Origin of the sequence: Nocardiopsis suaedae (assembly GCF_027706745.1) — a bacterium.
Classification (GTDB): Bacteria; Actinomycetota; Actinomycetes; order Streptosporangiales; family Streptosporangiaceae; genus Nocardiopsis_A; species Nocardiopsis_A suaedae.
On record NZ_JAQFWP010000049.1, the window covers coordinates 1 to 21157 of the forward strand.

Consider the following 21157-nt stretch of genomic DNA (forward strand, 5'->3'; position numbering starts at 1 on the left):
CCCGGCAAGCAGGCCCGGGGAACCGCCCCGCTCACGCCGTCGCCGCCAACCACCCGACCACGCACACGCCCCACGTCCGACAGCGCTGCCGGAAGTGCCGCTGACCTTCGTCGTCGCCGCTGCTCTCCACCTGGCGCCCTGGAGGCCAGTCGCCGGGCCGGAGACCGTAAGCGGGGGACCTGCTCAGCCGCCGCCCGCACGGACCGTGAGAAGCCTGCCGCCCGGCTGGCAGCGCTGGGGAACCACCCCGCTCTTGCCGTCACCACCGCCCCCGGACACGCCCGCGGCCCGCTCCTTGTGGTGGCGGTGCACCACGGGGAGCGGGCCGTGACGGTCGTGTCCGGGGACTGCCCGTGCCCCGTCCTGCCGTGCGGCCGGGACGGTCCCGGGCGGTCCGGGGTCCCTCGGAAGGGCTCGGGGACCGGAAGGGGCCGCGGCTACTTGGCGCCCGCGGTGGCGGGCTCCTTGTCGTCGTCGCCCTTGCCGTCCGCCTTCCCGGCCTCGTCCGCCTTCTTGGCGGCCTTGGCGGCCTTGGCGTCCCCGGCGCGCTCGGACTCCCACTGCTCGCGCGTCGGCGGCACCGGGCGCGGCTCCTTGCGGCCCAGACCGGCCTTCTTCATGACCCCGGCGACGACCGCCAGCACGACGCTGGCGCCCAGGCCGACCGCGGTCCAGACGATGATGTCCCCGCCGAGGATGATGGCGGCGCCGGCCACGGTCCACGCCGCGATCCAGGAGATGGTGAGGAACCACGCGGCGACGGTGTTGCCGTGGTCCTCGTGCTCCTCGTGGTGTGCGTCGGCCATCAGGGCTCCTTCTGTGCTGCCGGTGCGCCCGCCGGTCGGGCGCGGTCGCGGTCGGGATCGTCGTTGTCGGGGGCGCCGTCCCCGGCGGACGCACCGCCCTGGGCCGGGTCGGCGGTGGGGTCCTCTCCGTGGTCCAGCGACCGCCACAGGTCGGCGGGGTCGGCCGGGCCGTTCCGGGAGGTCGCGGCGGAGGCGCCGTGGCGATCGTACCTGCTGCCCATGGCGGGCCAGGCAGGCCCCCGCCACGCGGCGGCGCCCCCGGCGGCCAGCAGGACGGCCCCGCCGAACGCGGCCAGGGCCGGCCAGCCCCACTCCACGTGCAGGCCGCCCAGCTCCCCCTGTGCGGTGGTGGCCTGGAGGGCGGCGGCGGCCAGGGCGGACCCGCGGGTCCCGGTCCACACGCCCGCCAGGGCCCCGGCCCCGAAGAGGACCATCAGGACACCCGCGGCGGTGCGCGCCCGGCCGCGGGTGGCGATCAGGGCGGCGACCGCGGCGAGCCCGGCCCAGCCCATGGCCGCCACGGCCGGGGCGGCGGTGGCGCCGTCCACCTGGACGGGGGCGGCGGCCAGCGGGCCGGACACCTCCACGTCGCCGCTGGCCCAGGTCTGCCCGGCGGCGGTGATCAGGGCGGCGGCGCCGACCGCGGTGGCGGCCAGGGCGGAGGTGTACTCGCGCTTGGCGCGCGCCCGGTCCGTGCCGGTCACGGCCCGCCCTCCACCGGCAGGGCACCGGCGTCGAAGCAGGTGCGGTCGCCGGTGTGGCAGGCGGCGCCGGTCTGGTCCACCTGGACCAGCAGCGTGTCCCCGTCGCAGTCGAGGGCGACCGAGACGACCCGCTGCACGTTGCCGGAGGTGGCGCCCTTGACCCAGTACTCGCCGCGGCTGCGCGACCAGTAGGTGGCGCTGCGGGTGGTCAGGGTGCGGTGCAGGGCCTCGTCGTCCATCCACGCGAGCATGAGCACCTCGCCGGTGTCGTGCTGCTGCACGACGGCCGGGAGGAGGCCGTCGGGGGTGCGCTTGAGGCGGGCGGCGACCTCGGGGGCGAGCCCGCTGGCGGGCGCGCCTGCCGGGCCGCCCTCGGATGGGCGGGCGGTCATGGTGACAGCCTATGTGCGGGTCGGCGCCTCCCGCGGCCGGGGCGGCCTTAGGGCGTGTTGTGTTGATCATGCTCTGCCGAGCACGGCCGCCGACGGTCGGGGCGCTTCAGGTCACAGAGGGCGGGCCGGGCCCACCGTCGTGGTGGTGGCGCTGAACCGGGCGGACGGAGATCACACCACGCCCAAGGAGGCGATCCTGCCCTGAGCCGTCATGTTCCTTGCCGGAGCAGCCGGACAGGAGCCGCTCCACTCCGGCGGAGCACGTCACCGCCCCTCCCCCGCTCTCCGCCCCGACACGGGCGGCGCCACCGCGGGCGACCGGCACGGCCCGCACACCGCGGACCCACGCCTGCGCAGTGAGAATGGCCATGCGGCGGGCCGAGGGCGTGCGGCGAGTATCGTCGGTGGCGTTCCGCAGGACCCGAGAAGGAGCCGTGTGACCGCGCAGTTGCTCTCCGCCGACCTCGCGGGCGTGCCCGCGGCGCTCAACGCGCTCGCCGACCGCCTGGCCCGCAAGGACCCCTATGAGGCGCTGCCCGCGCTGGTGGACGACGAGCCCGCGGGGATACTGCTGCTGGGCACGGGGTCGGCGCGGCACGCGTGCGAGGCGGCGGCGCACCGGCTGCGGCGGGCCGGGCTCGGGGCGACGGCCGAGCACCCCTCGGCCGAGGGGTCGCTTCCGGCGGGCCCGGCGACTCTGGTGGTCGCGGTCGCGGTCGGGGGCGGCCTGCGGGAGCTGTGCACGGCGCTGGACCGGTACGTCGCGGACTCGGCGATCATCGTGATCACCGACGACACCACCTCCCCGGCCGCCCGCTACGCCGACATCCTGGTGCCGCTGAGCGGCGAGCCGGACAAGAGCGGCCTGAACTGCCGGGGCCACCGGCTCGCACTGGCGCAGCTGCTGCACCTGGGGCACCGGCTGGGGGCGCGGCCGCTGGGCGGATCGGCCGACCTGGTGCCGACCCTGAGGCGGGCGTCCAACGCCTCGGCCGACCTGCTGGAGCGGGCCCGCGCGTGGGTCCCGGAGGCGGCGTCCGTGCTGGACGGCGGGGGGCCGGTGCACACGGCGGCCCCGGCGGAGCGGGAGGCCTCGGCCGAGCAGGCGAGCCTGGTCCTGCGCCAGGGGCCGGTGCTGGCGTCGTTCGCGTTCGAGACGGCCGAGTGGTCGCACACCGGCCGGTACCTGGCGGCGGTGAGCGACTACCGGGCGCTGCTGTTCGCCGGGTCGCACTACGACGAGCGGTTCTCCGAGCACCTGCTGCAGCTGCGGGGCCGGTTCGTGGCGGTGGGCGGCCGGGTGGAGGGCGCGGCGGCGACCGTGCGGTACCTGGGCGACACCGACCCGGACGTGGCGCTGCTGACCGAGCCGCTGGTCGCCGAGATCCTCGCGGCCCACTGGTGGGCGGCCCGGGGCGTGTGACGACGGTGGGACCCTGCCGCCCCGGTGGCGGCCCCGACCGGTGGTCCGCCCCGGGGCGTGACCCCGTCGGTCACCGTCGGCGGGCGGGGGCCGGTCACGGATCCGAGGGCGGACCGGGTGCGGCCCAGGAGCATCAGGACGGCGCCGAGCCGGGCAGACAGGGCCTGCACCGGTCGCGCCCTCCGGGCAGGCGCGGCCGGGCATGGCCGGCCGCCGCCCCGCTCCGCCTCCCCTCCCTGCGCGCCCGGTGGCCCCGGCCGGCCGCCGCCTCAGGCCGAGCTGCGGACCCAGGAGGCGTACAGGTCGGCGTAGACCCCTTCCTGCTCGGCGAGGTGCTTGTGCGGGCCGCGCTGGACGACCTCGCCCGCGTCGAACACCAGGACCTCGTCGGCGGCCTCCGCGGTCGACATCCGGTGCGCGATGGCCACCGACGTGCGCCCGGCGGTGATCCGGTCCAGGGCCCGCTGGATGCGGGTCTCGGTGTGCGGGTCGACCGCCGAGGTGGCCTCGTCCAGCACCAGCAGGTCGGGGTCGGCGACGAAGGCCCGCACCAGCGCCACGAGCTGGCGCTCCCCCGCCGACAGGGACTCGCCGCGCTGCCCGACCGGGGTGTCCAGGCCGTGCGCCAGGCCCGCCAGCCAGTCGCCCAGGCCCAGGTCGGCCACGGCCCGCTCCAGGTCGGCGTCGGTGGCCCCGGGCCGGGCGAAGCGGATGTTGTCGGCCAGGGTGCCGTCGAACAGGAAGCCCTCCTGGGGCACCATCACGACCCGGCTGCGCAGCGAGGAGAAGGCGACCTCCCGCAGGTCGGCCCCGTCCAGCCGGACCCGCCCCCCGGAGGGGTCCATCAGGCGGGTGAGGAGCTTGACGAAGGTGGTCTTGCCCGACCCGGTCTCGCCCACCACGGCGACCCTGGTGCCCGGGGCGATCTCCAGGTCCACGCCGTCGAGCACGGTGGGCCCGCCCGGGTAGGCGTAGGAGACCCGGTCGAAGCGGACCCCGACCGGCCCACGGGGCAGCTCCCGCCCGCCGTCGCCCGGGTCGGCGACGTCGGGCTCGGTGTCGAGCACGCCCAGTACGCGGCGCCACCCGGCGATGGCGTTCTGCGCCTCGTTGAAGATCTCCGTGGCCATCATCATCGGCTGCACGAACAGGGTGACCAGGAACAGGAAGGCGACGAGCTGGCCGGGCGTGATGTGGCCGCCCACGCCCAGCAGCACGCCGGTGACGACCACGGCGGCGTTGCCGACGGCGGCGACGAGCTCGGCGAACGGCGAGACCGACATGGACAGCCGCTGCGCCTTCACCTGCGCCCTGCGGGTGGCCAGCACGCGCTCGTCGATGCGGCGGGCGGTGCGGTCCTCGGTGCCGTGGGCGCGGATGACGGCGGCGCCGACCACGGTCTCGCCGATGACGCCGAGCATGTCGCCGGTGCGCTCGCGCACCGTCAGGTAGGCCTTGGACAGCAGCCGCTGCAGCCAGCGGGCGCCGAACAGCAGCGGCAGGAAGCACACCCACACCACCAGGGTGAGCTGCCAGGAGTAGACGGCCATCAGCACGGTGGCCACCAGCAGCTGGCCCGAGCTGACGATGAGCAGGATGCCGCCCCACTGCATGAAGGTGCTGATCTGGTCGACGTCGGAGGTGACGCGGGAGACCAGGGCGCCCTTGCGCTCGCTGTTCTGGGTGAGCACCGACAGGTCGTGCACGTGCCGGAAGGCCTTGCGGCGCAGCGTGGCCAGGCCCGACTCGGTGGCCCGGTACAGGCGCACGTTCATCACGTAGGAGCACGCGGTGGTGAGGGCCAGCACGGCGGCGCTCACGGCGACGGCCAGGACGGTGAAGTCCAGGTCGGGGCCGCCCTCCACGGCGATGCCGTTGTCGATGGTCTGCTGGACGGCCAGCGGCACCACGACCTTCCCGGCGGTGGCCACGAGGGCGAACGCCACGGTCCAGCCCAGGCCGCGGGTGAACTCCGGGGACAGGGCCAGGCCGCGGCGGATGGTGGCGATGGCGCCGAGGCTGGAGCGGCTCAGCGCCGGGGCGGCCGGATCGGCGCTCGGCGCCCCCTCCTCGGCCGGGCGGTCGCGGGTGGCGGCGGGCGCGCTCATCGCAGGGCCTCCTCTTCGGCGGCGGGGCCGCCCTCGGCGGACGGGTCGGCGGCGCCGGCGGCCGCGGCCCGTTCGGCGGCCGCGCGCTCCTCGGCGGCCGCGCGCTCCTCGGCGGCCGCGCGCTCCTCGGCGGCGCGTTCGTAGGCGGTGACCAGGCGCTCGTAGCCGGGCGAGCGGAGCAGCAGCTCGGTGTGCGGCCCCCGGTCGGCGACGGTGCCGTCCTCCATGTAGACGACCTCGTCGGCGAGTTCGATGGTGGCCCTGCGGTAGGCGACGACGACCACGGTGGCGGCCAGGTCGGTCTCCCGGAGCCCGGCGAGGATCTGCGCCTCCACCTGCGGGTCGACGGCGGAGGTGGCGTCGTCCAGGACGAGCAGGCGGGGGCGGCGCACGACGGCGCGGGCCAGGGCCAGGCGCTGGCGCTGGCCTCCGGAGAGGCTGGCGCCGCGCTCGCCCAGGCGGGTGTCGAGGCCGTCGGGCAGGGCGGCGACGAAGGAGTCGGCGCGGGCCAGGCGCAGGGCGGCCCACACGTCGGCGTCGGTGGCGCCGGTGTCCAGCGCCACGTTGTCGCGGACGGTGTCCTCGAAGACGAAGGTGGACTGGGGTACCAGGGCGGCCGCGGCGGGGATCTGGCCGGGGGCCAGGTCGCGCACGTCGGTGCCGTCGTAGGCGACGGTGCCGGTGTCGGGGTCGACCAGCCGCAGCAGCAGGGTGGTCAGGGTGGACTTGCCCGAGCCGGTGGCGCCGACGACGGCGACGGTGCGGCCGGGGGCGATGTCCAGGTCGACGCCGTGCAGGACGGTGGTGCGCCCGCCCCGGCCGCCGTCCGCGGCGGCGGTGGCGGCCGCGGGGGCGGCGGCGCGGGCCGCGTCGTCGGCCAGGTCGCGGTCGGCGCCGCCGTCCTCGTAGGAGAAGTCCAGGCCGCGCACGCTCACCCCGATGCCGCCCTCGCCGTCGAGGCGGGCCGTGCCGTGCTCCATGGCGCCGTCGGCGCCGAGCACGGTGGAGACGCGATCCCAGCCGACGACGCTGCGGGGCATGTCGCCCAGCAGCCACCCGAAGGACCGGATGGGCAGCGCCAGCAGGGTGAACAGGTAGGACATCTGCACCAGGTCGCCGACGGCGATGGCGTCGGAGGACAGCCGCCAGGCGCCGACCAGCAGCACGCCGAGGACCCCGAGGTTGGGCAGGGCCTCCATGACGGGGTCGAACAGGCCGCGCATGCGGCCCACCCGGATCTGGGCGTCGCGCAGCCGGTGGGCGGCGGCGGTGAAGCGCTCGGTCTCGGTGTCCTCCCGGCCCAGGGTCTTGACGACCAGGGCGCCGTCGAAGGACTCGTGGGCGACCTCGCTGACCTCGGCGCGCAGGGCCTGGGCGCGGGTGGCCACGGGGGCGGCCTTGCGCTGGAAGACCACGTTGACGGCGAAGAGCAGCGGGAAGACGACGAACCCGACCAGGGCGAGCACGGGGTCGGTGAAGACCATCGCGACGGCGGCGATGACCAGCATGAACAGGCTGCCGACGACCATGGGCAGGGGGGCGAGCGGCTGCCAGGCGGCCTCGACGTCGGCGTTGGCGTTGGACAGCAGCTGCCCGGCGGGGTGGCGGTGGTGCCAGGCCAGGGGCAGGCGCAGGTACTTGCGGGCGACCCGGCGCCGGTAGCGGGCCTGCATGCGGAACTGCATGAGCCCGGCGTACAGGCGGCGCAGGCCCAGGCCGACGGCCTTGAGCACGCCGACGGCCAGCAGGGCGGCCGCGGCGGCGGTCAGGGCGGCGGCGGTGGTGCGCCCGTCCTGGAAGGCGGGCAGGATGACCTGGTCGGTGACGCGGCCGAGGACTTCTGCGGAGGCGACGGTGACGGCGGCGTGCAGGGAGGCGCCGAAGACCGCGACGAGGAAGACGGCGGGTTCGGTGCGCATGGCCACCCACAGCACCCGCAGGCCGCGGACGAAGATCCGCCGATCGCGGCTCCCGGGGGCGCCGCGGGTTCCGCCCGCCCCGTCGCCGTTCGCGGTTGACTGCGCCATGCGGCCCCCTGTTCGTCCACGGTGTCCGTCGGCTCTCGGTCGCGTCGCGCCGGTGGGCGCCCGCAAAAAGCACATGCCATCCGATCAGGGGACGGCATGTGCCGGACCAACCTACTGTGCGGCGAGGCACCGAGAGTATCGATTCTGTTCAGCACCGCCCGGATGCGGCCTATTCCACCCGATGGCGGTGACAATGCGTGGCCCCGCTCCTCGGAGGCCGGTGCGCGGGCACGGCCGCCGAAGGTTCCACCGCTCCGCGGACACCATCCGAGGGGCGGGGCCCTCGGCGGGCCCGGCCGCCCCGTGGGCGTCCGACTCCCCCTCCGCACACCGAGGCGGGCCCGGGCGCCGCTGTCGCGCCCGGGCCCGCCCGCCCCTCCCGGGGCGGCCCTGCTAGTCGGTCAGGCCGAGCTCCTGGCAGGCTCCGCCGGTGACGAGGGCCCGGAAGGTGATCGGGCCGACGATCCCGTCGGCGTCGATCCCCACGATCCCCTGGAATTCGCGCACGGCCCCCTCGGTGGCCGGGCCGTAGTACCCGTCGACCGCCAGGTCGTAGCCGTATCCCGCGGCCAGTGCGTACTGCACGGCCCGCACGAGGTCGCCGGGCTCGGACTGCGTCCCCGGGCCCACCTCGCCGAAGTCGGCGCGCGCGTGCTCCCACGTGGCGGTGTCGAACTCGCCGCTCCGCGGGACGTCCGCGGACGACTGGTACTCCTCGACCGCCGCCGTGAAGTCCTCGCCGTAGACGTCGTCCACCGCGTCGGAGTCGTAGGCGCCGAGGCCGTTGAGCACGTGCTTGGCGTACCCGACCTCCCAGCGCCCGTCACCGGGCTTGAGGACGGTCCACTCGCACGCCTCCACCCGCTGCTCGACCTCGGGCGGCGTATGCGGCCCGTCGGCGAGCGCGGCCGGTGCGGCGGCCAGGCCCGTGCCGAGCACCAGCGCCCCCGAGGCGGCCACCGCGGCGATCCTGTTCCCCATGGACATGAGAGAGCCCCCCTTGTTCTCTCCGGGTCACGTCCGTTCACTCCGGGGAGATGGGAACCGCGGGACGCGGGTTCGGGTGCAGGCGGTAAACATCTCTCGACCGCCAGTGTTCGTATGCTTTGCTCCGTGCAGGTCAACCGGAACGCGGGGGTGCGCGTCGCCCCTCCCCTCGCCGCGAACGCACGGTGAACGGCGGCGTTCGGTCCAGGGAATTCCTCGCCCGGACTCCGCCGAGCGGCGCACGGCGCCCCGGAACGGCACCAGACTCGTAAGGGTGTCCGACACGTCTTCCCCCACTTTCGGTCCTCCCGCGGCCGCGCCCTCTCCGCCGCGCGCGTCGCTTCTCGACGGCTTTCGCGATTCCGCCGCCCGGACCGCGCTGCGGTGGGCGCGCTCCCTCTCCGAGAAGGCGAGGGCGTCCGCCCTGTCCACCACCGACCCGCACGGGCCGCCCGCCGGGGCGGGCAAGGCGTCCGGCGCCGACGCCCCGCCGCCCCGGTTCCCGGCCACGCACCTGCTCCTTCTGGCCGCCGCGGAGCGGGTCGACGACGCCCGCGGCGACATGGGGCGCATCGCCGCGAACGCCGCGGAGGAGACGGCGCGCGGCCGACGGGCCGCGCGGCGCCTGGCGTCGGTCCTGGCGGCCGCCGAGCGCCCGCGTCTGACGGAGGTCGCCCTGCGCCACCTCCCCGACCTGCCGGAGCACTACACCGCCTCCCTGGGCGGGGCCGTGGCGGCGCGCAAGGCCCGGCTGATGTTCGAGCAGGGACGCCTGTCCGACGCCATCGACGCCGTGGAGCCCTATACCGGCGGGCACGAGGTGTGCGCGCGGATGCACGACCGGCTGCTGGGCGAGCGCCGCGCCCTCGGGCCGCTGCCGGAGCCGCCCGCCCGGGACGACGCGGGGTTCGAACCGGTCCCGGGGCGCGTACTGCACGTGGTGTCCAACGCGCTGCCCTACACCGGCGCCGGGTACACGGTGCGCACGCACCGGATCGTCACCGCGCAGAAGGACGCCGGGCTGGAGCCGAGCGTGGTCACCTTCCCCGGGTGGCCGCTGGACCGGCCCGGGGTGGAGGAGAGCGCGGAGCTGGACGGGGTGGGCCACCACCGGCTGCACCCGGGCGTGGAGCTGCCGGGCGGGCTCGCCGCGCAGATCGAGGCGGGGGTCGACGGTGTGGCGGCGCTGGCGCGGCGGCTGCGCCCGGCGGTGCTGCACGCCGCCACCGACCACCGGAACGGCTCCATCGCCGCGGCGGCGGCCGCCCGGCTGGGGCTGCCGTTCGTATACGAGGTGCGGGGCTTCCGGGAGGAGAGCTGGCTGTCGGGGGCCGTGCCGCAGGCGCAGGGCAGTGAGCGGCACCGGGCGGTGGTCGAGCGCGAGTCGGCGCTCATGCGCACCGCCGACGCGGTGGTGACGCTCTCGGAGACCATGCGCGAGGAGATCGTGGCGCGCGGGGCCGACCCCGCGCGGATCGTGCTGGCGCCGAACGCGGTGGAGCCGTGGCTGCTGGACGCCCGGCCCGACGGGGCGGGCTTCCGGCGCGAGCACGGCCTGGAGGACGACGACTTCGTGGTGGGGTCGGTCTCCAGCGTGGTGGGCTACGAGGGGTTCACCGTGCTCGCCGAGGCGGTGGCGCTGTTGCGCGGGCGCGGGGTGCCCGCGCGGATGCTGCTGGTCGGCGACGGCGAGGCGCTGGGCGGGGTGCGGGCGGCGGTCCGCCGCCTGGGCATCGGCGAGGCGTGCGTCCTGCCCGGCCGCGTGGACCCGGCCGACGCGCTGCGGGCGCACGCGGCGCTGGACGCCTTCGCCGCCCCGCGTGCGGACGACCGGGTGTGCCGCCTGGTGACGCCGCTCAAGCCGGTGGAGGCGATGGCGCTGGGCACCCCCGTCGTGGCGAGCGACCTTCCGGCGCTGCGCGAGCTGCTGGGCGGCGGTGGGGCGGGCCTGATGGTGGAGCCGGGGGACGCGGAGGCGCTGGCGGACGCGCTGGAGCGGCTGCACGGTGACCCCGGCCTGCGGTCCGAGCTCTCCGCGGCGGGCCGTGAAGAGGTGACCGCCAACCGGACGTGGCCCCGCGTGGCGGAGGTGTACCGGGGGCTGTACGCGCGCCTGGGGGCGGTGTAAGGGCCCCTGTGCCGTTGACCTTGGATGAGGAAGGCTGGAACCGGCCCCCTGACGTTTCGGGTTCTCACGGTGCGGGCGAGTGGGGCGGTCGAACAGGCGGGCGGCCCGGCCCGCCCCTCGGCGATGATCTCGACGGAAGTGCTGTCATTCCGGCGGTTTTGACAGCACCCTTGTCGAGATCATCGCCGGGCGGCGGCGCGCCTCAGCCGACGGGGCGGACCGGGTGGCCCTGCCTGGCCAGTTCGGCCTTCACGTCCCCGATGGTGAAGTCCCCGAAGTGGAACACCGACGCCGCCAGCACCGCGTCGGCGCCCGCGTCGACCGCCGGCGGGAAGTGGGGCACCTCGCCCGCCCCTCCGCTGGCGATGACCGGGATGTCCACGCGCGCACGCACGGCGCGGATCAGGTCCAGGTCGAACCCGGCCTTCGTCCCGTCGGCGTCCATCGAGTTCAGCAGGATCTCCCCGGCGCCCAGCTCCGCAGCGCGCTCGGTCCACTCCACCGCGTCGATGCCGGTCCCCCGGCGCCCGCCGTGCGTGGTGACCTCGAACCCGCTGGGCAGCGGCGCCTCCGGGGCGCCCTCGGCACGGCGCACGTCCGCCGACAGCACCAGCACCTGGTTGCCGAACCGCTCGGCGATCTCCCGGATCAGGTCCGGCCGGGCGATCGCCGCCGTGTTCACGCCCACCTTGTCGGCCCCGGCGCGCAGCAGCCGGTCGACGTCGTCGGGGGTGCGCACGCCCCCGCCCACCGTCAGCGGGATGAAGACCTGCTCGGCGGTGCGGCGCACCACGTCGTAGGTGGTCTCCCGGTCGCCGCTGGAGGCGGTGACGTCCAGGAAGGTCAGCTCGTCGGCCCCGGCCGCGTCGTAGCGGGCCGCCAGCTCCACCGGGTCCCCGGCGTCGCGCAGGTTCTGGAAGTTCACGCCCTTGACCACGCGCCCGGCGTCCACGTCCAGGCACGGGATGACGCGCACGGCGAGGGTCACGACCGCTTCACCGCCTCAAGGGCCTCCTGCAGGGTGAACGCCCCCTCGTACAGCGCGGTCCCCATGATGGCGCCCTCCACCCCTTCGGGCACCAGGGACGCGATGGCCTCGAGGTCGGCCAGGGCGGACACGCCGCCGCTGGCCACGACCGGCTTGTCGGTGCGCGCGCACACCGCGCTGAGCAGCTCCAGGTTGGGGCCCTTGAGGGTGCCGTCCTTGTTGACGTCGGTCACGACGTAGCGGGCGCACCCCTCGGCCTCCAGGCGGTCCAGGGTGGCGTACAGGTCGCCGCCGTCGCGGGTCCACCCGCGCGCGGCCAGGGTGGTGCCGCGCACGTCGAGGCCGATGGCGATGCGGTCGCCGTGCTCGGCGATGATGCGCGCGCACCAGTCCGGGTTCTCCAGGGCGGCGGTGCCGATGTTGACCCGCGTGCACCCGGTGGCCAGGGCCGCGGCCAGCGACGCGTCGTCGCGGATGCCGCCGGACAGCTCGACCTGCACGTCCAGGCGCCCCACGATCGAGGACAGCAGCTCGCGGTTGTGCCCGCGGCCGAAGGCGGCGTCCAGGTCGACCAGGTGGATCCACTCGGCGCCGGCCTCCTGCCAGGCGCGGGCGGCCTCCAGCGGGTCGCCGTACCGCCCGCCGGACCCGGCCTTGCCCTGGACGAGCTGGACCGCGGTCCCGTCGGCCACGTCCACGGCCGGGAGGAGTTCGAGGGTGGAGGACATCGGTTGGCAGACCCTGCTTTCCGGTTTCGGTCCGCTGCGCGGATCGGGGACGGGTTCGGCGGCGCCGCTCACAGCGACGCCACCCAGTTGGCCAGCACCTTGGCCCCGGCGTCGCCGGACTTCTCGGGGTGGAACTGGGTGGCCCACAGCGGGCCGTTCTCCACCGCGGCCACGAACGGGCGGCCGTGGGTCGACCAGGTCACCCGGGGCGCGGCGATGTGCTCCGAGGTCGCCTCCAGCGTCCAGTCCAGCACGCCGTAGGAGTGCACGAAGTAGAAGCGCTCCTCGGGGCCGACCCCGGCGAACAGGCGGCTGCCCCCGGGGGCGTCGACGGTGTTCCAGCCCATGTGCGGGATGACGGGGGCTTGCAGGCGCTCCACGGTTCCGGGCCACTCGCCGCAGCCTTCGGTGGCCACCCCGTGCTCCACGCCGCGGTCGAAGAGGACCTGCATGCCCACGCAGATGCCGAGCACGGGGCGGCCCCCGGCCAGGCGCTTGCCGATGACCTGGTGGCCGTGGACCGAGCGCAGGCCCGCCATGCAGGCGGCGAACGCGCCGACGCCGGGGACGAGCAGGCCGTCGGCCTCCATCGCGGCATGGGGGTCGGCGGTGACCTCCACGTCGGCGCCGGCGCGCTCGACGGCGCGCTGGGCGGACCGGAGGTTGCCGGATCCGTAGTCGAGGATGACGACGCGAGGCTGCACGGTCGACCGCGCCTTTCTTGGTTCGGCGGTGGAGGGGTGGGCGGGGCGGGCGGGGTTCACGGGCTCAGGGGGCTCAGCCCCCGAAGTACCCCAGGCGGAGCACCCCGGAGGCGACGGCCAGCACGGTGCAGACGCCCAGCGCCACGGACAGCGCGCGCTGCTGCTTCCAGGTGGCGATCGCTCCCCCGGCGAGCAGCCCGCCGAGCCCGATGAGCAGCACGCCCCACAGGTCCTGCATCAGAGGGCGCCCTTGGTGGAGGGCACGCCGCTGACGCGCGGGTCCTTCTCGCAGGCGAAGCGCAGGGCGCGGGCCAGGGCCTTGAACTGGCACTCCACGATGTGGTGGGCGTTGCGGCCGTAGGGCACGTGGACGTGCATGGCCACACGCGCCTGGGCGACGAACGACTCGAAGATGTGCCGGGTCATGGTGGTGTCGTAGTCGCGGCCGATCACCGGGGCCATGCCCTCGGGCTCGCTGTGCACCAGGTAGGGGCGGCCGGACACGTCGACGGTGACCTCGGCCAGGGCCTCGTCGAGCGGCACCTTGGCGTCGGCGAAGCGGCGGATGCCCGCCTTGTCCCCGAGGGCCTCGCGGAAGGCGGCGCCCAGGGCCAGGGCGGTGTCCTCCATGGTGTGGTGGGAGTCGATGTGCAGGTCGCCCTCGGTGCGCACGGTCAGGTCGAACAGGCCGTGCTTGGCGAGCTGGTCGAGCATGTGGTCGTAGAACCCGACGCCGGTGGAGACGTCGGACACGCCGGTCCCGTCGAGGTCGATCTCGACGCTGACCTTGGTCTCCTTGGTGGCGCGTTCGATGCGGCCGATGCGGCTCATGGTGGTGGGACTCTCCTGGTCTCGGGCCTGGTCACGGGCCTGGTATCGGGGCGGCCGGCGTCGGCGGTCAGGCCGTCACCCGCAGCAACGCCTCCCGGAAGGCGGACATTTCCTCGGGGGTGCCGATGGTGGCGCGCAGCCAGCGCGGCGGGCCGACCTCGCGGATGAGCACGCCGCGCTCCAGCATTCCGCGGAACACCGCGCCGCGGTCCTCGAACTCCCCGAACAGCACGAAGTTGGCGTCGGAGTCGGCGACGGCGAAGCCCTGGGCGCGCAGCCACCCGACGAGGGCGTCGCGCTCCTCGCGCAGCTGTTTGACCCCGGCCAGCAGCTCGTCGGAGAACTCCAGGGCGGTGAGGGCGACGGCCTGGGTGACCGCGGACAGGTGGTAGGGCAGCCGCACCAGCTGCAGCGCCTGCACCACGGCCGGGTGCGCGGCCAGGTAGCCCAGGCGGGCGCCGGCCAGGGCGAACGCCTTGGACATGGTGCGCGAGACGATCAGCCGCGGGTGGTCGGGCAGCAGCGTCAGCGCGCTGGGGGTGCCCTCGCGGCGGAACTCGGCGTAGGCCTCGTCCACGACGACCATGCCGGGCGCGGCGGCGGCCAGGCGGGCGACGGTCTCCAGCGGCAGGGCGGTGCCGGTGGGGTTGTTGGGCGAGGTCAGGAAGAGCACGTCGGGGCGGTGCTCGGCGATGAGCTCCTCGGCCCGGTCGGGGTCGATGCCGAAGTCGGGGCCGCGCTCGGCGGTGATCCAGCGGGTGCCGGTGACCTCGGTGATGACCGGGTGCATGGAGTAGGACGGCTCGAAGCCCATGGCGGTGCGCCCGGGGCCGCCGAAGACCTGCAGGATCTGCTGCAGGACCTCGTTGGAGCCGTTGGCCGCCCACACCCGGTCGGCGTCCAGGCCGTGGCCGAGGTAGCGGGCGAGCGCCCCGCGCAGCCGGACGGCGTCGCGGTCGGGGTAGCGGTTGAGGCCGCGGGCGGCGTCGGAGACGGCGCTGCCGAGGGCCTCGACCAGGCGCTCCGAGGGCGGGAAGGGGTTCTCGTTGGTGTTCAGGGCGACCGGCACGTCCAGCTGGGGGGCGCCGTAGGGGGCGCGCCCGCGCAGGTCGTCGCGGATCGGCAGGTCGTCGGGGCCGAAGTCGCTCACGGTGTCAGGTGTCCCGTCCGGGGAGTCGGTGCGGCGGTGCGGTGGGGTGTGGGCCCTCAGGCGCCGGTGCGGCCGACGCGCGCGGTGACGGCCTCGCCGTGCGCGGGCAGGTCCTCGGCCTCGGCGAGGGCGACGACGTGCCCGGCGACCTCGGCCAGGGCGTCGCGGTCGTAGTCGACCACGTGGATGCCGCGCAGGAAGGTCTGCACGCTCAGGCCGGAGGAGTGGCAGGCGCACCCGCCGGTGGGCAGCACGTGGTTGGACCCGGCGAGGTAGTCGCCCAGGGACACCGGTGCGTGGGGGCCGACGAAGACCGCGCCGGCGTTGCGGACCCGGTCGGCGGTGGCGCGCGGGTCGCGGACCATGATCTCCAGGTGCTCGGCGGCGTAGGCGTCGACCACGCGCAGGCCGTGCTCGATGTCGTCGACGAGCACGGTGCCCGACTGGGGGCCGGTGAGCGCCTGGGTGATGCGGTCGGAGTGCTTGGTGGCGGCCACCCGGCGCTCCAGCTCGGCGTCGACGGCGTCGGCGAGCCCGGTGGAGGGGGTGACCAGGACCGAGGCGGCGACGGTGTCGTGCTCGGCCTGGCTGATCAGGTCGGCGGCGACGTACCCGGGGTCGGCGGTGTCGTCGGCCAGGACGGCGATCTCGGTGGGCCCGGCCTCGGCGTCGATGCCGATGGTGCCCTTGAGCAGGCGCTTGGCGGCGGCCACCCAGATGTTGCCGGGGCCGGTGACCATGTCGGCGCGGGCGCACTCGCCGGCGCCGTAGGCGAACATGGCCACGGCCTGGGCGCCGCCGACGGCGTAGACCTCGTCGACGCCGAGCAGGGCGCAGGCGGCCAGGACGGTGGGGTGCGGCAGGCCGCCGAACTCGGCCTGCGGCGGGGAGGCGACGGCCAGCGAGGCCACCCCGGCCTCCTGGGCGGGCACGGTGTTCATCACGACGCTGGAGGGGTAGACCGCGCGGCCGCCCGGCACGTACAGGCCGACGCGGCCGACCGGCACCCAGCGCTCGGTGACGGTGCCGCCGGGGGCGACGCGGGTGGTGGTGTCGGTGCGGCGCTGGTCGCGGTGGACCAGGCGGGCGCGGCGGATGGACTCCTCCAGGGCGGCGCGCACCGACGGGTCGAGGGTGCGCAGCGCGGCGGCGATCTCCTCCTCGGGCACCTTGACGCCGGTGAGGCGGACCCCGTCGAAGCGCTCGGCGAGCTCGATCAGCGCGTCGGTGCCGCGATGACGGACGTCCTCGACGATGGGGCGGACCTTGGCCACGGCCGCCTCGACGTCGGTCTCGGCGCGGGGCAGCAGGTCGCGCGGGTCGCCGGTGGTGCCTCGGAGGTCGATTCGGGAGATCACGGCCCCATTCTAGGGGCCGGGCGCCGCACGCGCCCCGGGAGCGCCCTGGTCGAGCGGGGTGACCGCGGTCACGGGCCGCCCGGTCCGACCCGCCGGGTCCAGGCGCGCGAGCCCCTTCCCCTTTCGTCCGCCGCACCCGTTCGCCCCCTGTTCGACACCGTTCAGGCAAGCCTCACCATAAAAGCGCACAATAAGCCTGGCCTAACTTTGGGAGGGCTAACCTAATGATTCGCAAGAAAGGCTTCCCTGTGTGGCGAAAATTGCCGCGTATTTGTTCGACCCGGCTTTTGGCGAGCGTTATCGTGGAGGCATGGCTTCCACACCGCAGAGCACCGAGCACGGCCTTTCCAAGTTCCACCGCCTCCTGCTGGACCAGGTGCGGCACGAATTCACCGCCTCGCACCAGTACGTGGCGCTGGCGGCCTGGTTCGACGACCGCCACCTGCCCCAGCTCGCGCGGATCTTCTACCGCCAGTCGCTGGAGGAGCGCGACCACGCGATGATGATCGTGCGCTACCTGCTCGACCGGGACGTCCCCACCTCCATCCCCCGGGTCGACGAAATCCAGAACGATTTCGACGCCCCGCGCGACCTGGTGGCCCTGGCGCTGGCCCAGGAGCAGCGCGTGACCGAGCAGTTCCACGTGCTCCAGCGGGTCGCCCGCGAGGAGAACGACTACACCGGCGAGCAGTTCCTCCAGTGGTTCCTCTCCGAGCAGGTGGAGGAGGAGCACAAGATGTCGACCATCCTGGCGGTGCTGGACCGCGCCGCGGGCGGGTCGATGTTCGAGGTGGAGACCTGGCTGGCGCGCGAGATGCCCGACGAGACGGGGGGCGACGCCGACGCCCCGGAGACGGCGGGGCCGGCGCTGACCGTGTGACGGGCGCCGCCGCGGCGCCCACGGGGGCGCGCGCCGCGGCGGCACTAGGCTGGCCGCGTGAGCGGCAAGGGGACCCCGGCGACGATCGCGGCGAGCCGGGCGAAGATCGAGACGACACTGCACACCTACACGGCCTCGGGCGACGGCGGCTCCTCCTACGGCGAGGAGGCCGCCGACGCGCTCGGCGTCCCGCGCGAGCGCGTGTTCAAGACGCTGGTGGCCGAGGTCGACGGGGTGCTGACGGTGGGCGTGGTGCCGGTGTCGGCCACGCTGGACCTGAAGGCGCTGGCCGCGTCGGCGGGCGGGAAGAAGGCCGTGATGGCCGACCCGAAGGACGCCGAGCGCGCCACCGGGTACGTGCGCGGGGGCATCAGCCCGCTGGGCCAGCGCAAGAGGCTGCGCACGGTGGTGGACGCGTCGGTGGGCGACCACGAGACGGTGTACGTCTCGGCGGGCCGCCGGGGCCTGCAGATGGAATTGTCCCCGAGGGACTTGCTGGACCTGACCCGCGGGACGACCGGCCCCATCGCCGCGTACTAGGAGGGCGAGTCCGCCGCCTTGCCGGGGGGGCAGCCACCGTCCGCCCGTTCATCCTGAACCCGAGCCGCTGCGGCGGCGCAGCAGGTGCCCCGCTCACGGAACCGGCCGTCCGGCGGGCTGCCGGGGTATGGGGCGACGGCGAGAGCGGAGCGGTTCTCCGGCCCTGCCTGCCGCCCGTCGGGCCCTTCGCCGTCCAGGCGGACGGCGCGGCCGGGAGGCGTGTGGCCGCTCGCGGGGCACATTCCAGGCATATCGGGAACAGCACACCCGTTCGCTCGTCCAGCCCGGTGAGGGAACCGTCCCGGGGCAGATCATGTGGTGAAACCACCGCCCTCGGCCCCCGGGGCACCACCCCCTCCCACCGTCGCCGCCCTCAGCGGTGACCGCGCACACGCCGGGTGGCCGACAACGCTGCAGGCAGGCCCGCCCGACTTCATCGTCCGCCGTACCTCGCACCCGTCGGCGCGGTTCGGCGACGAGCGGCCGCCGACCTGTCCTCGCCGCCCTGCCGTCCGATTCGTACTCCGGGCGACTCATCTCCCCCAGGGTGTCTAGCGCAGGGTACTTTTCACCGGACCGTCGCCGTCTTACGGTGGTCTGCATCACATAAAAGGCGGGACGCGTCAGGGAGGCACGATGGTCCCGGCGGTCGTGCTCGGCACGGTCATGCTCCACGTGCTGACCGCGCTCTGCCTCCTGCTCTCACGCTGGGGATACGCCCGCGCCCGCTCCGCCGGGCCCCGGCTCCCCGCCGTCGACGCCGACGAACTCGAGCCCACCGACCTCGGCATGCTCGCGGGCGGCCGGACCCGGCTGGGCGAGGTGGCCCTCGCCGAGCTGTACCTGTCCGCCAAGGTGATCGCACGCGGAAACGGCGCGGTGTCACCACCCGAGCAGCCCCCTTCCGGCACGGCCCCGCTCCCCCGCCCGCCGTCCCCCTTCGGACGGATCATGGGGGCCTCTCTGGAGCCCGGCCGCTGCATCCCGGCCGAACGGCTGGTCGAGTCCGCGACGCGCGGGGACGCGACCACGGCGGTCCTATGGCGCCTGCGCCGCCTCGGCCTGTTCTCCGCACCGGAATCGCTGCGGCGGGTCCGGCGGCTGCGCCGCGCCGCCTGGGCCGTCCACGCGGGCGTGGGTGCGGGCGCGGCCGTGCTCGGCGCCGTACTGCTCCTGGCGGGCATGCGGCCGGGGCCCGACCCCGTGCACGCGCTGTTCCCGGCGGCCTTCGCCCTGCTGCTGATGGCCTACCCGTTCTTGCTGCACGTGGCCCGGCGACTGCTGGGCGGGCTGCCCGGCGCGGTGGCGTGCGGCGCGGGAGCGGCCGCGCTCGCGCTGGCCGCCGCCCCGCTGCCGCGCGTGGCGGTCGCCGCCCCGGTGCTGTGCGGGTGCTGGTTCGGGGTCCACTGGGTGTACCGGGCGACCGGGGGCCGCTTGGGCCCGCGCACGCTCGCGGGGGACGCTCTGCTGGCCGAGGCCCGGGCGGCGGGGGCGGCCCCGGGCCCCGTCGGCGCGCTGCGCACGACCGCTCTGGAGGGCTTTCCCGAGTTGCGTCGGCGATGCCCGGGGAACGGTGCGCCACCGCGGCCCCGGGAAGAGGCCCTCGTCCGCTCCTTCGCCGTCGCCTGCGGGCGCGGGCTGGGCCGTGTGGACACGGGCCTGGGCGGGGACTTCGCGGGCGACGGCGGCCGCGGCATGTGGCGCGGCGACGGAGACGCCCTCAAGGTCGAGCGGCACCGCCGCTGGTAGCCGTCTGCGGAACGCCTGCCGTGGAGGCCCATGGGTACGGCGGCGCCTCAGTCCGCGTCTTCTCCCCGCGCATCGGCCCCCGGACCACGGGACGCGGGGGCACACCCCCGGGCGGGCCTACTGTGAGGCCTTCTCGGTCTCCTCCGGATCGGCGGCCGGGGCGGCGTCGGCCTCTCCTGACCGCTCGGCCGCCGCGGATTCGACGGGGACGTCCCCGCGCCACGTGCTCACCGCGTCGAACAGGCCGTACTGCAGCACCGCCACGAAAGGCCAGATGACCAGGGCCGCGGTGGCGTCCAGACGGAGGCGGTCGGTGATCACGTCTCGGGGCTCGGCGGCGGCGAGGGCCCGGGCGAAGGCGTCCCCCTCCAGCAGCACCCCCGTGCGCCACATCAGCACGGCGCCCAGCGCCGCGCCCACCACCAGGCCGAGCAGGCACACCATGCGCACGTCCAGCGGCGGACGGCCCTGGCCCGCCCGGCGGCGGGCCATCCGGTACTGGACGAGGAAGGCGCCGTACCCGGTGGCCATCCCCGCCCCGGCGGCGATGAGGGCGTAGTGGCCCTGCACCGCGAACGCGGTCTCGCTGACCGGGTAGGGCAGGGGCTGCCCGTCGAGGCCGACGGTGACCTCCGGCCTCGGCGCCAGCCACCACCACAGCACGCCCAAGGGGACCCCCAGGAGCGCGACCGCCCCGAGCACCGTGCCGCCCGCGGCCAACCGCCCTCGCACCATCCGGGCGCCCCCTTCCGTTTCCGCTCACACGAATCTATCCCGCTGCGCGGGCCGGAAAACCAGTGGTCCGCCTCAGGGGCGCCGGTGACAATGAGCGCATGGACACCACTTGCGACGGACGACCCGCGCTCGCCGGCCCCGGGGCCTGCCGCCCGGCGCCTCCCCCGGTGTGGGCCGACGAGACCACGATGCTCAGCGCCTTCCTGGACCGGCACCGCGCGTCGGTGCGCCGTGCCTGTGCCGGGCTGTCACCCGCCGCGTCCGCCGCCGCCCCGGTGCCGGGCTCGCCGCATCTGACGGTGCGCGGCGTGGTGTCCCACCTGACGTGGTCGGAGCACCACTGGTTCGAGGCGGTCCTGCTCGGCCGCCCGGAGCGGGTGGCCGACCCGCCGGAGGGGGCGCCCGCGGCCGGGCCCGGCGCCGTCCGGCGGCCCGCCCCCGGTTCGGGGCTCGCGGACCTCATCGCCGGTTATGAGGCGCAGTGCGAGCGTTCCCGGACGGTCACCGCCCGTCTGGAGCCCCGGTCGGGCGCGCGCCGGTCCCGGGTGGGCGAACCGCCGGTGACCCTGCGCTGGGTGCTGATCCACATGGTGGAGGAGACCGCGGCCCATGTCGGCCAATTGGAGATGCTGCGGGGGCTGGTCGAGGCGGACCCCCTTCGCCGCCTCCCCTGACACGGAGCCGCGTCCTCGTGACGCGGTGCCGCGCCCTCGGGAGCGCTGGCACCTTCGCCGGTCGTGGCCGCCGTCCCGCCTGCGGCCTTCGGCCGTCCACCGACGGGCGGGCCGCCGGTCAGGGCGCTCAGAGCGGGCCGGGCCCGCCCCAAGCGTCGTGCCGACCGCGCTGAAACGGGCCGAGGGAAAAGACACCTCACTTCAGCCCTGGGCCGACCCCGGAGAGGTGTCCTCCGGAGACACGG

General features: G+C 75.5%; 20 protein-coding genes. 6 read left to right on the plus strand and 14 right to left on the minus strand.

Annotated elements, in window-relative coordinates; all coding sequences use genetic code 11:
* Positions 1-437: 437 nt before the first annotated feature.
* Genes O4U47_RS21990 through hisI form a run of 3 tightly spaced genes read right to left on the minus strand, consistent with a single transcriptional unit; the run spans position 438 to position 1902 of the window.
* Complete coding sequence (locus O4U47_RS21990) at positions 438-806, minus strand: HGxxPAAW family protein (RefSeq protein ID WP_270679825.1); 369 nt, start codon at positions 804-806, stop codon at positions 438-440.
* Positions 806-1510: a Trp biosynthesis-associated membrane protein gene (locus O4U47_RS21995; RefSeq protein WP_270679826.1), complete on the minus strand. Its 705-nt coding sequence runs from the start codon at positions 1508-1510 to the stop codon at positions 806-808. Before O4U47_RS21995 ends, O4U47_RS21990 begins: the two co-directional genes overlap by 1 nt.
* Positions 1507-1902, minus strand: coding sequence for a phosphoribosyl-AMP cyclohydrolase (gene hisI / locus O4U47_RS22000; RefSeq protein WP_270679827.1), 396 nt, complete (start codon positions 1900-1902; stop codon positions 1507-1509). The genes O4U47_RS21995 and hisI overlap by 4 nt, the downstream gene beginning before the upstream one ends.
* Positions 1903-2338: 436 nt before the next feature.
* Here hisI and O4U47_RS22005 point away from each other — a divergent pair, with 436 nt between their 5' ends.
* Positions 2339-3325, plus strand: coding sequence for an SIS domain-containing protein (locus O4U47_RS22005; protein WP_270679828.1), 987 nt, complete (start codon positions 2339-2341; stop codon positions 3323-3325).
* 269 nt (positions 3326-3594) lie between these two features.
* Here O4U47_RS22005 and O4U47_RS22010 read toward each other — a convergent pair whose 3' ends face one another.
* From O4U47_RS22010 to O4U47_RS22020, 3 genes are all read right to left on the minus strand, one after another.
* Complete coding sequence (locus O4U47_RS22010) at positions 3595-5433, minus strand: ABC transporter ATP-binding protein (protein WP_270679829.1); 1839 nt, start codon at positions 5431-5433, stop codon at positions 3595-3597.
* Entirely contained in the window at positions 5430-7460 is a 2031-nt protein-coding gene (locus O4U47_RS22015; protein WP_270679830.1) for an ABC transporter ATP-binding protein, read from the minus strand. Before O4U47_RS22015 ends, O4U47_RS22010 begins: the two co-directional genes overlap by 4 nt.
* Positions 7461-7853: 393 nt before the next feature.
* Positions 7854-8447: a peptidoglycan-binding domain-containing protein gene (locus O4U47_RS22020; RefSeq protein ID WP_270679831.1), complete on the minus strand. Its 594-nt coding sequence runs from the start codon at positions 8445-8447 to the stop codon at positions 7854-7856.
* A gap of 274 nt (positions 8448-8721) precedes the next feature.
* Between O4U47_RS22020 and O4U47_RS22025 the strand changes: the two genes are divergently transcribed.
* Positions 8722-10575 (plus strand): glycosyltransferase, encoded by a 1854-nt coding sequence (locus O4U47_RS22025; RefSeq protein ID WP_270679832.1) that lies wholly within the window; start codon positions 8722-8724, stop codon positions 10573-10575.
* Between the two features lie 202 nt (positions 10576-10777).
* Here the strand turns inward: O4U47_RS22025 and hisF are convergent, their stop codons facing one another.
* The 7 genes from hisF to hisD form a co-directional block, all read right to left on the minus strand.
* Complete coding sequence (hisF, locus tag O4U47_RS22030) at positions 10778-11563, minus strand: imidazole glycerol phosphate synthase subunit HisF (protein WP_270679833.1); 786 nt, start codon at positions 11561-11563, stop codon at positions 10778-10780.
* Entirely contained in the window at positions 11560-12291 is a 732-nt protein-coding gene (gene priA / locus O4U47_RS22035) for a bifunctional 1-(5-phosphoribosyl)-5-((5-phosphoribosylamino)methylideneamino)imidazole-4-carboxamide isomerase/phosphoribosylanthranilate isomerase PriA (RefSeq protein ID WP_270679834.1), read from the minus strand. Before priA ends, hisF begins: the two co-directional genes overlap by 4 nt.
* A 68-nt stretch (positions 12292-12359) precedes the next feature.
* Entirely contained in the window at positions 12360-12995 is a 636-nt protein-coding gene (gene hisH, locus O4U47_RS22040; RefSeq protein WP_270679835.1) for an imidazole glycerol phosphate synthase subunit HisH, read from the minus strand.
* A 73-nt stretch (positions 12996-13068) separates the two neighbouring features.
* Positions 13069-13233 (minus strand): hypothetical protein, encoded by a 165-nt coding sequence (locus O4U47_RS22045; protein WP_270679836.1) that lies wholly within the window; start codon positions 13231-13233, stop codon positions 13069-13071.
* Positions 13233-13826 (minus strand): imidazoleglycerol-phosphate dehydratase HisB, encoded by a 594-nt coding sequence (gene hisB, locus O4U47_RS22050; protein WP_017622172.1) that lies wholly within the window; start codon positions 13824-13826, stop codon positions 13233-13235. The genes O4U47_RS22045 and hisB overlap by 1 nt, the downstream gene beginning before the upstream one ends.
* Positions 13827-13893: 67 nt before the next feature.
* Positions 13894-14976 (minus strand): histidinol-phosphate transaminase, encoded by a 1083-nt coding sequence (locus tag O4U47_RS22055; protein ID WP_270679837.1) that lies wholly within the window; start codon positions 14974-14976, stop codon positions 13894-13896.
* A 56-nt stretch (positions 14977-15032) separates the two neighbouring features.
* Positions 15033-16334: a histidinol dehydrogenase gene (hisD, locus tag O4U47_RS22060; protein WP_270679838.1), complete on the minus strand. Its 1302-nt coding sequence runs from the start codon at positions 16332-16334 to the stop codon at positions 15033-15035.
* A 310-nt stretch (positions 16335-16644) separates the two neighbouring features.
* Between hisD and O4U47_RS22065 the strand changes: the two genes are divergently transcribed.
* The 3 genes from O4U47_RS22065 (at position 16645) to O4U47_RS22075 (ending at position 19503) form a co-directional block, all read left to right on the plus strand.
* Positions 16645-17214 carry a ferritin gene (locus O4U47_RS22065; protein WP_270679839.1) on the plus strand — a complete coding sequence of 190 codons (570 nt, stop codon included), beginning with the start codon at positions 16645-16647 and terminating at the stop codon, positions 17212-17214.
* Between the two features lie 57 nt (positions 17215-17271).
* Positions 17272-17754, plus strand: coding sequence for a Cys-tRNA(Pro) deacylase (gene ybaK / locus O4U47_RS22070; RefSeq protein ID WP_270679840.1), 483 nt, complete (start codon positions 17272-17274; stop codon positions 17752-17754).
* A 636-nt stretch (positions 17755-18390) separates the two neighbouring features.
* The gene (locus O4U47_RS22075) at positions 18391-19503 is read left to right on the plus strand and encodes a TIGR04222 domain-containing membrane protein (protein WP_270679841.1); all 1113 of its coding nucleotides are present in this window, start codon (positions 18391-18393) and stop codon (positions 19501-19503) included.
* A gap of 117 nt (positions 19504-19620) precedes the next feature.
* On the opposite strand, the gene O4U47_RS22080 is transcribed toward O4U47_RS22075, so the two are convergent.
* On the minus strand, positions 19621-20238 hold the full coding sequence (locus O4U47_RS22080) for a hypothetical protein (protein ID WP_270679842.1): 618 nt from the start codon (positions 20236-20238) through the stop codon (positions 19621-19623).
* 188 nt (positions 20239-20426) lie between these two features.
* On the opposite strand from O4U47_RS22080, the gene O4U47_RS22085 reads away from it, so the two are divergent.
* On the plus strand, positions 20427-20912 hold the full coding sequence (locus tag O4U47_RS22085; protein ID WP_270679863.1) for a mycothiol transferase: 486 nt from the start codon (positions 20427-20429) through the stop codon (positions 20910-20912).
* Positions 20913-21157 lie beyond the last annotated feature (245 nt).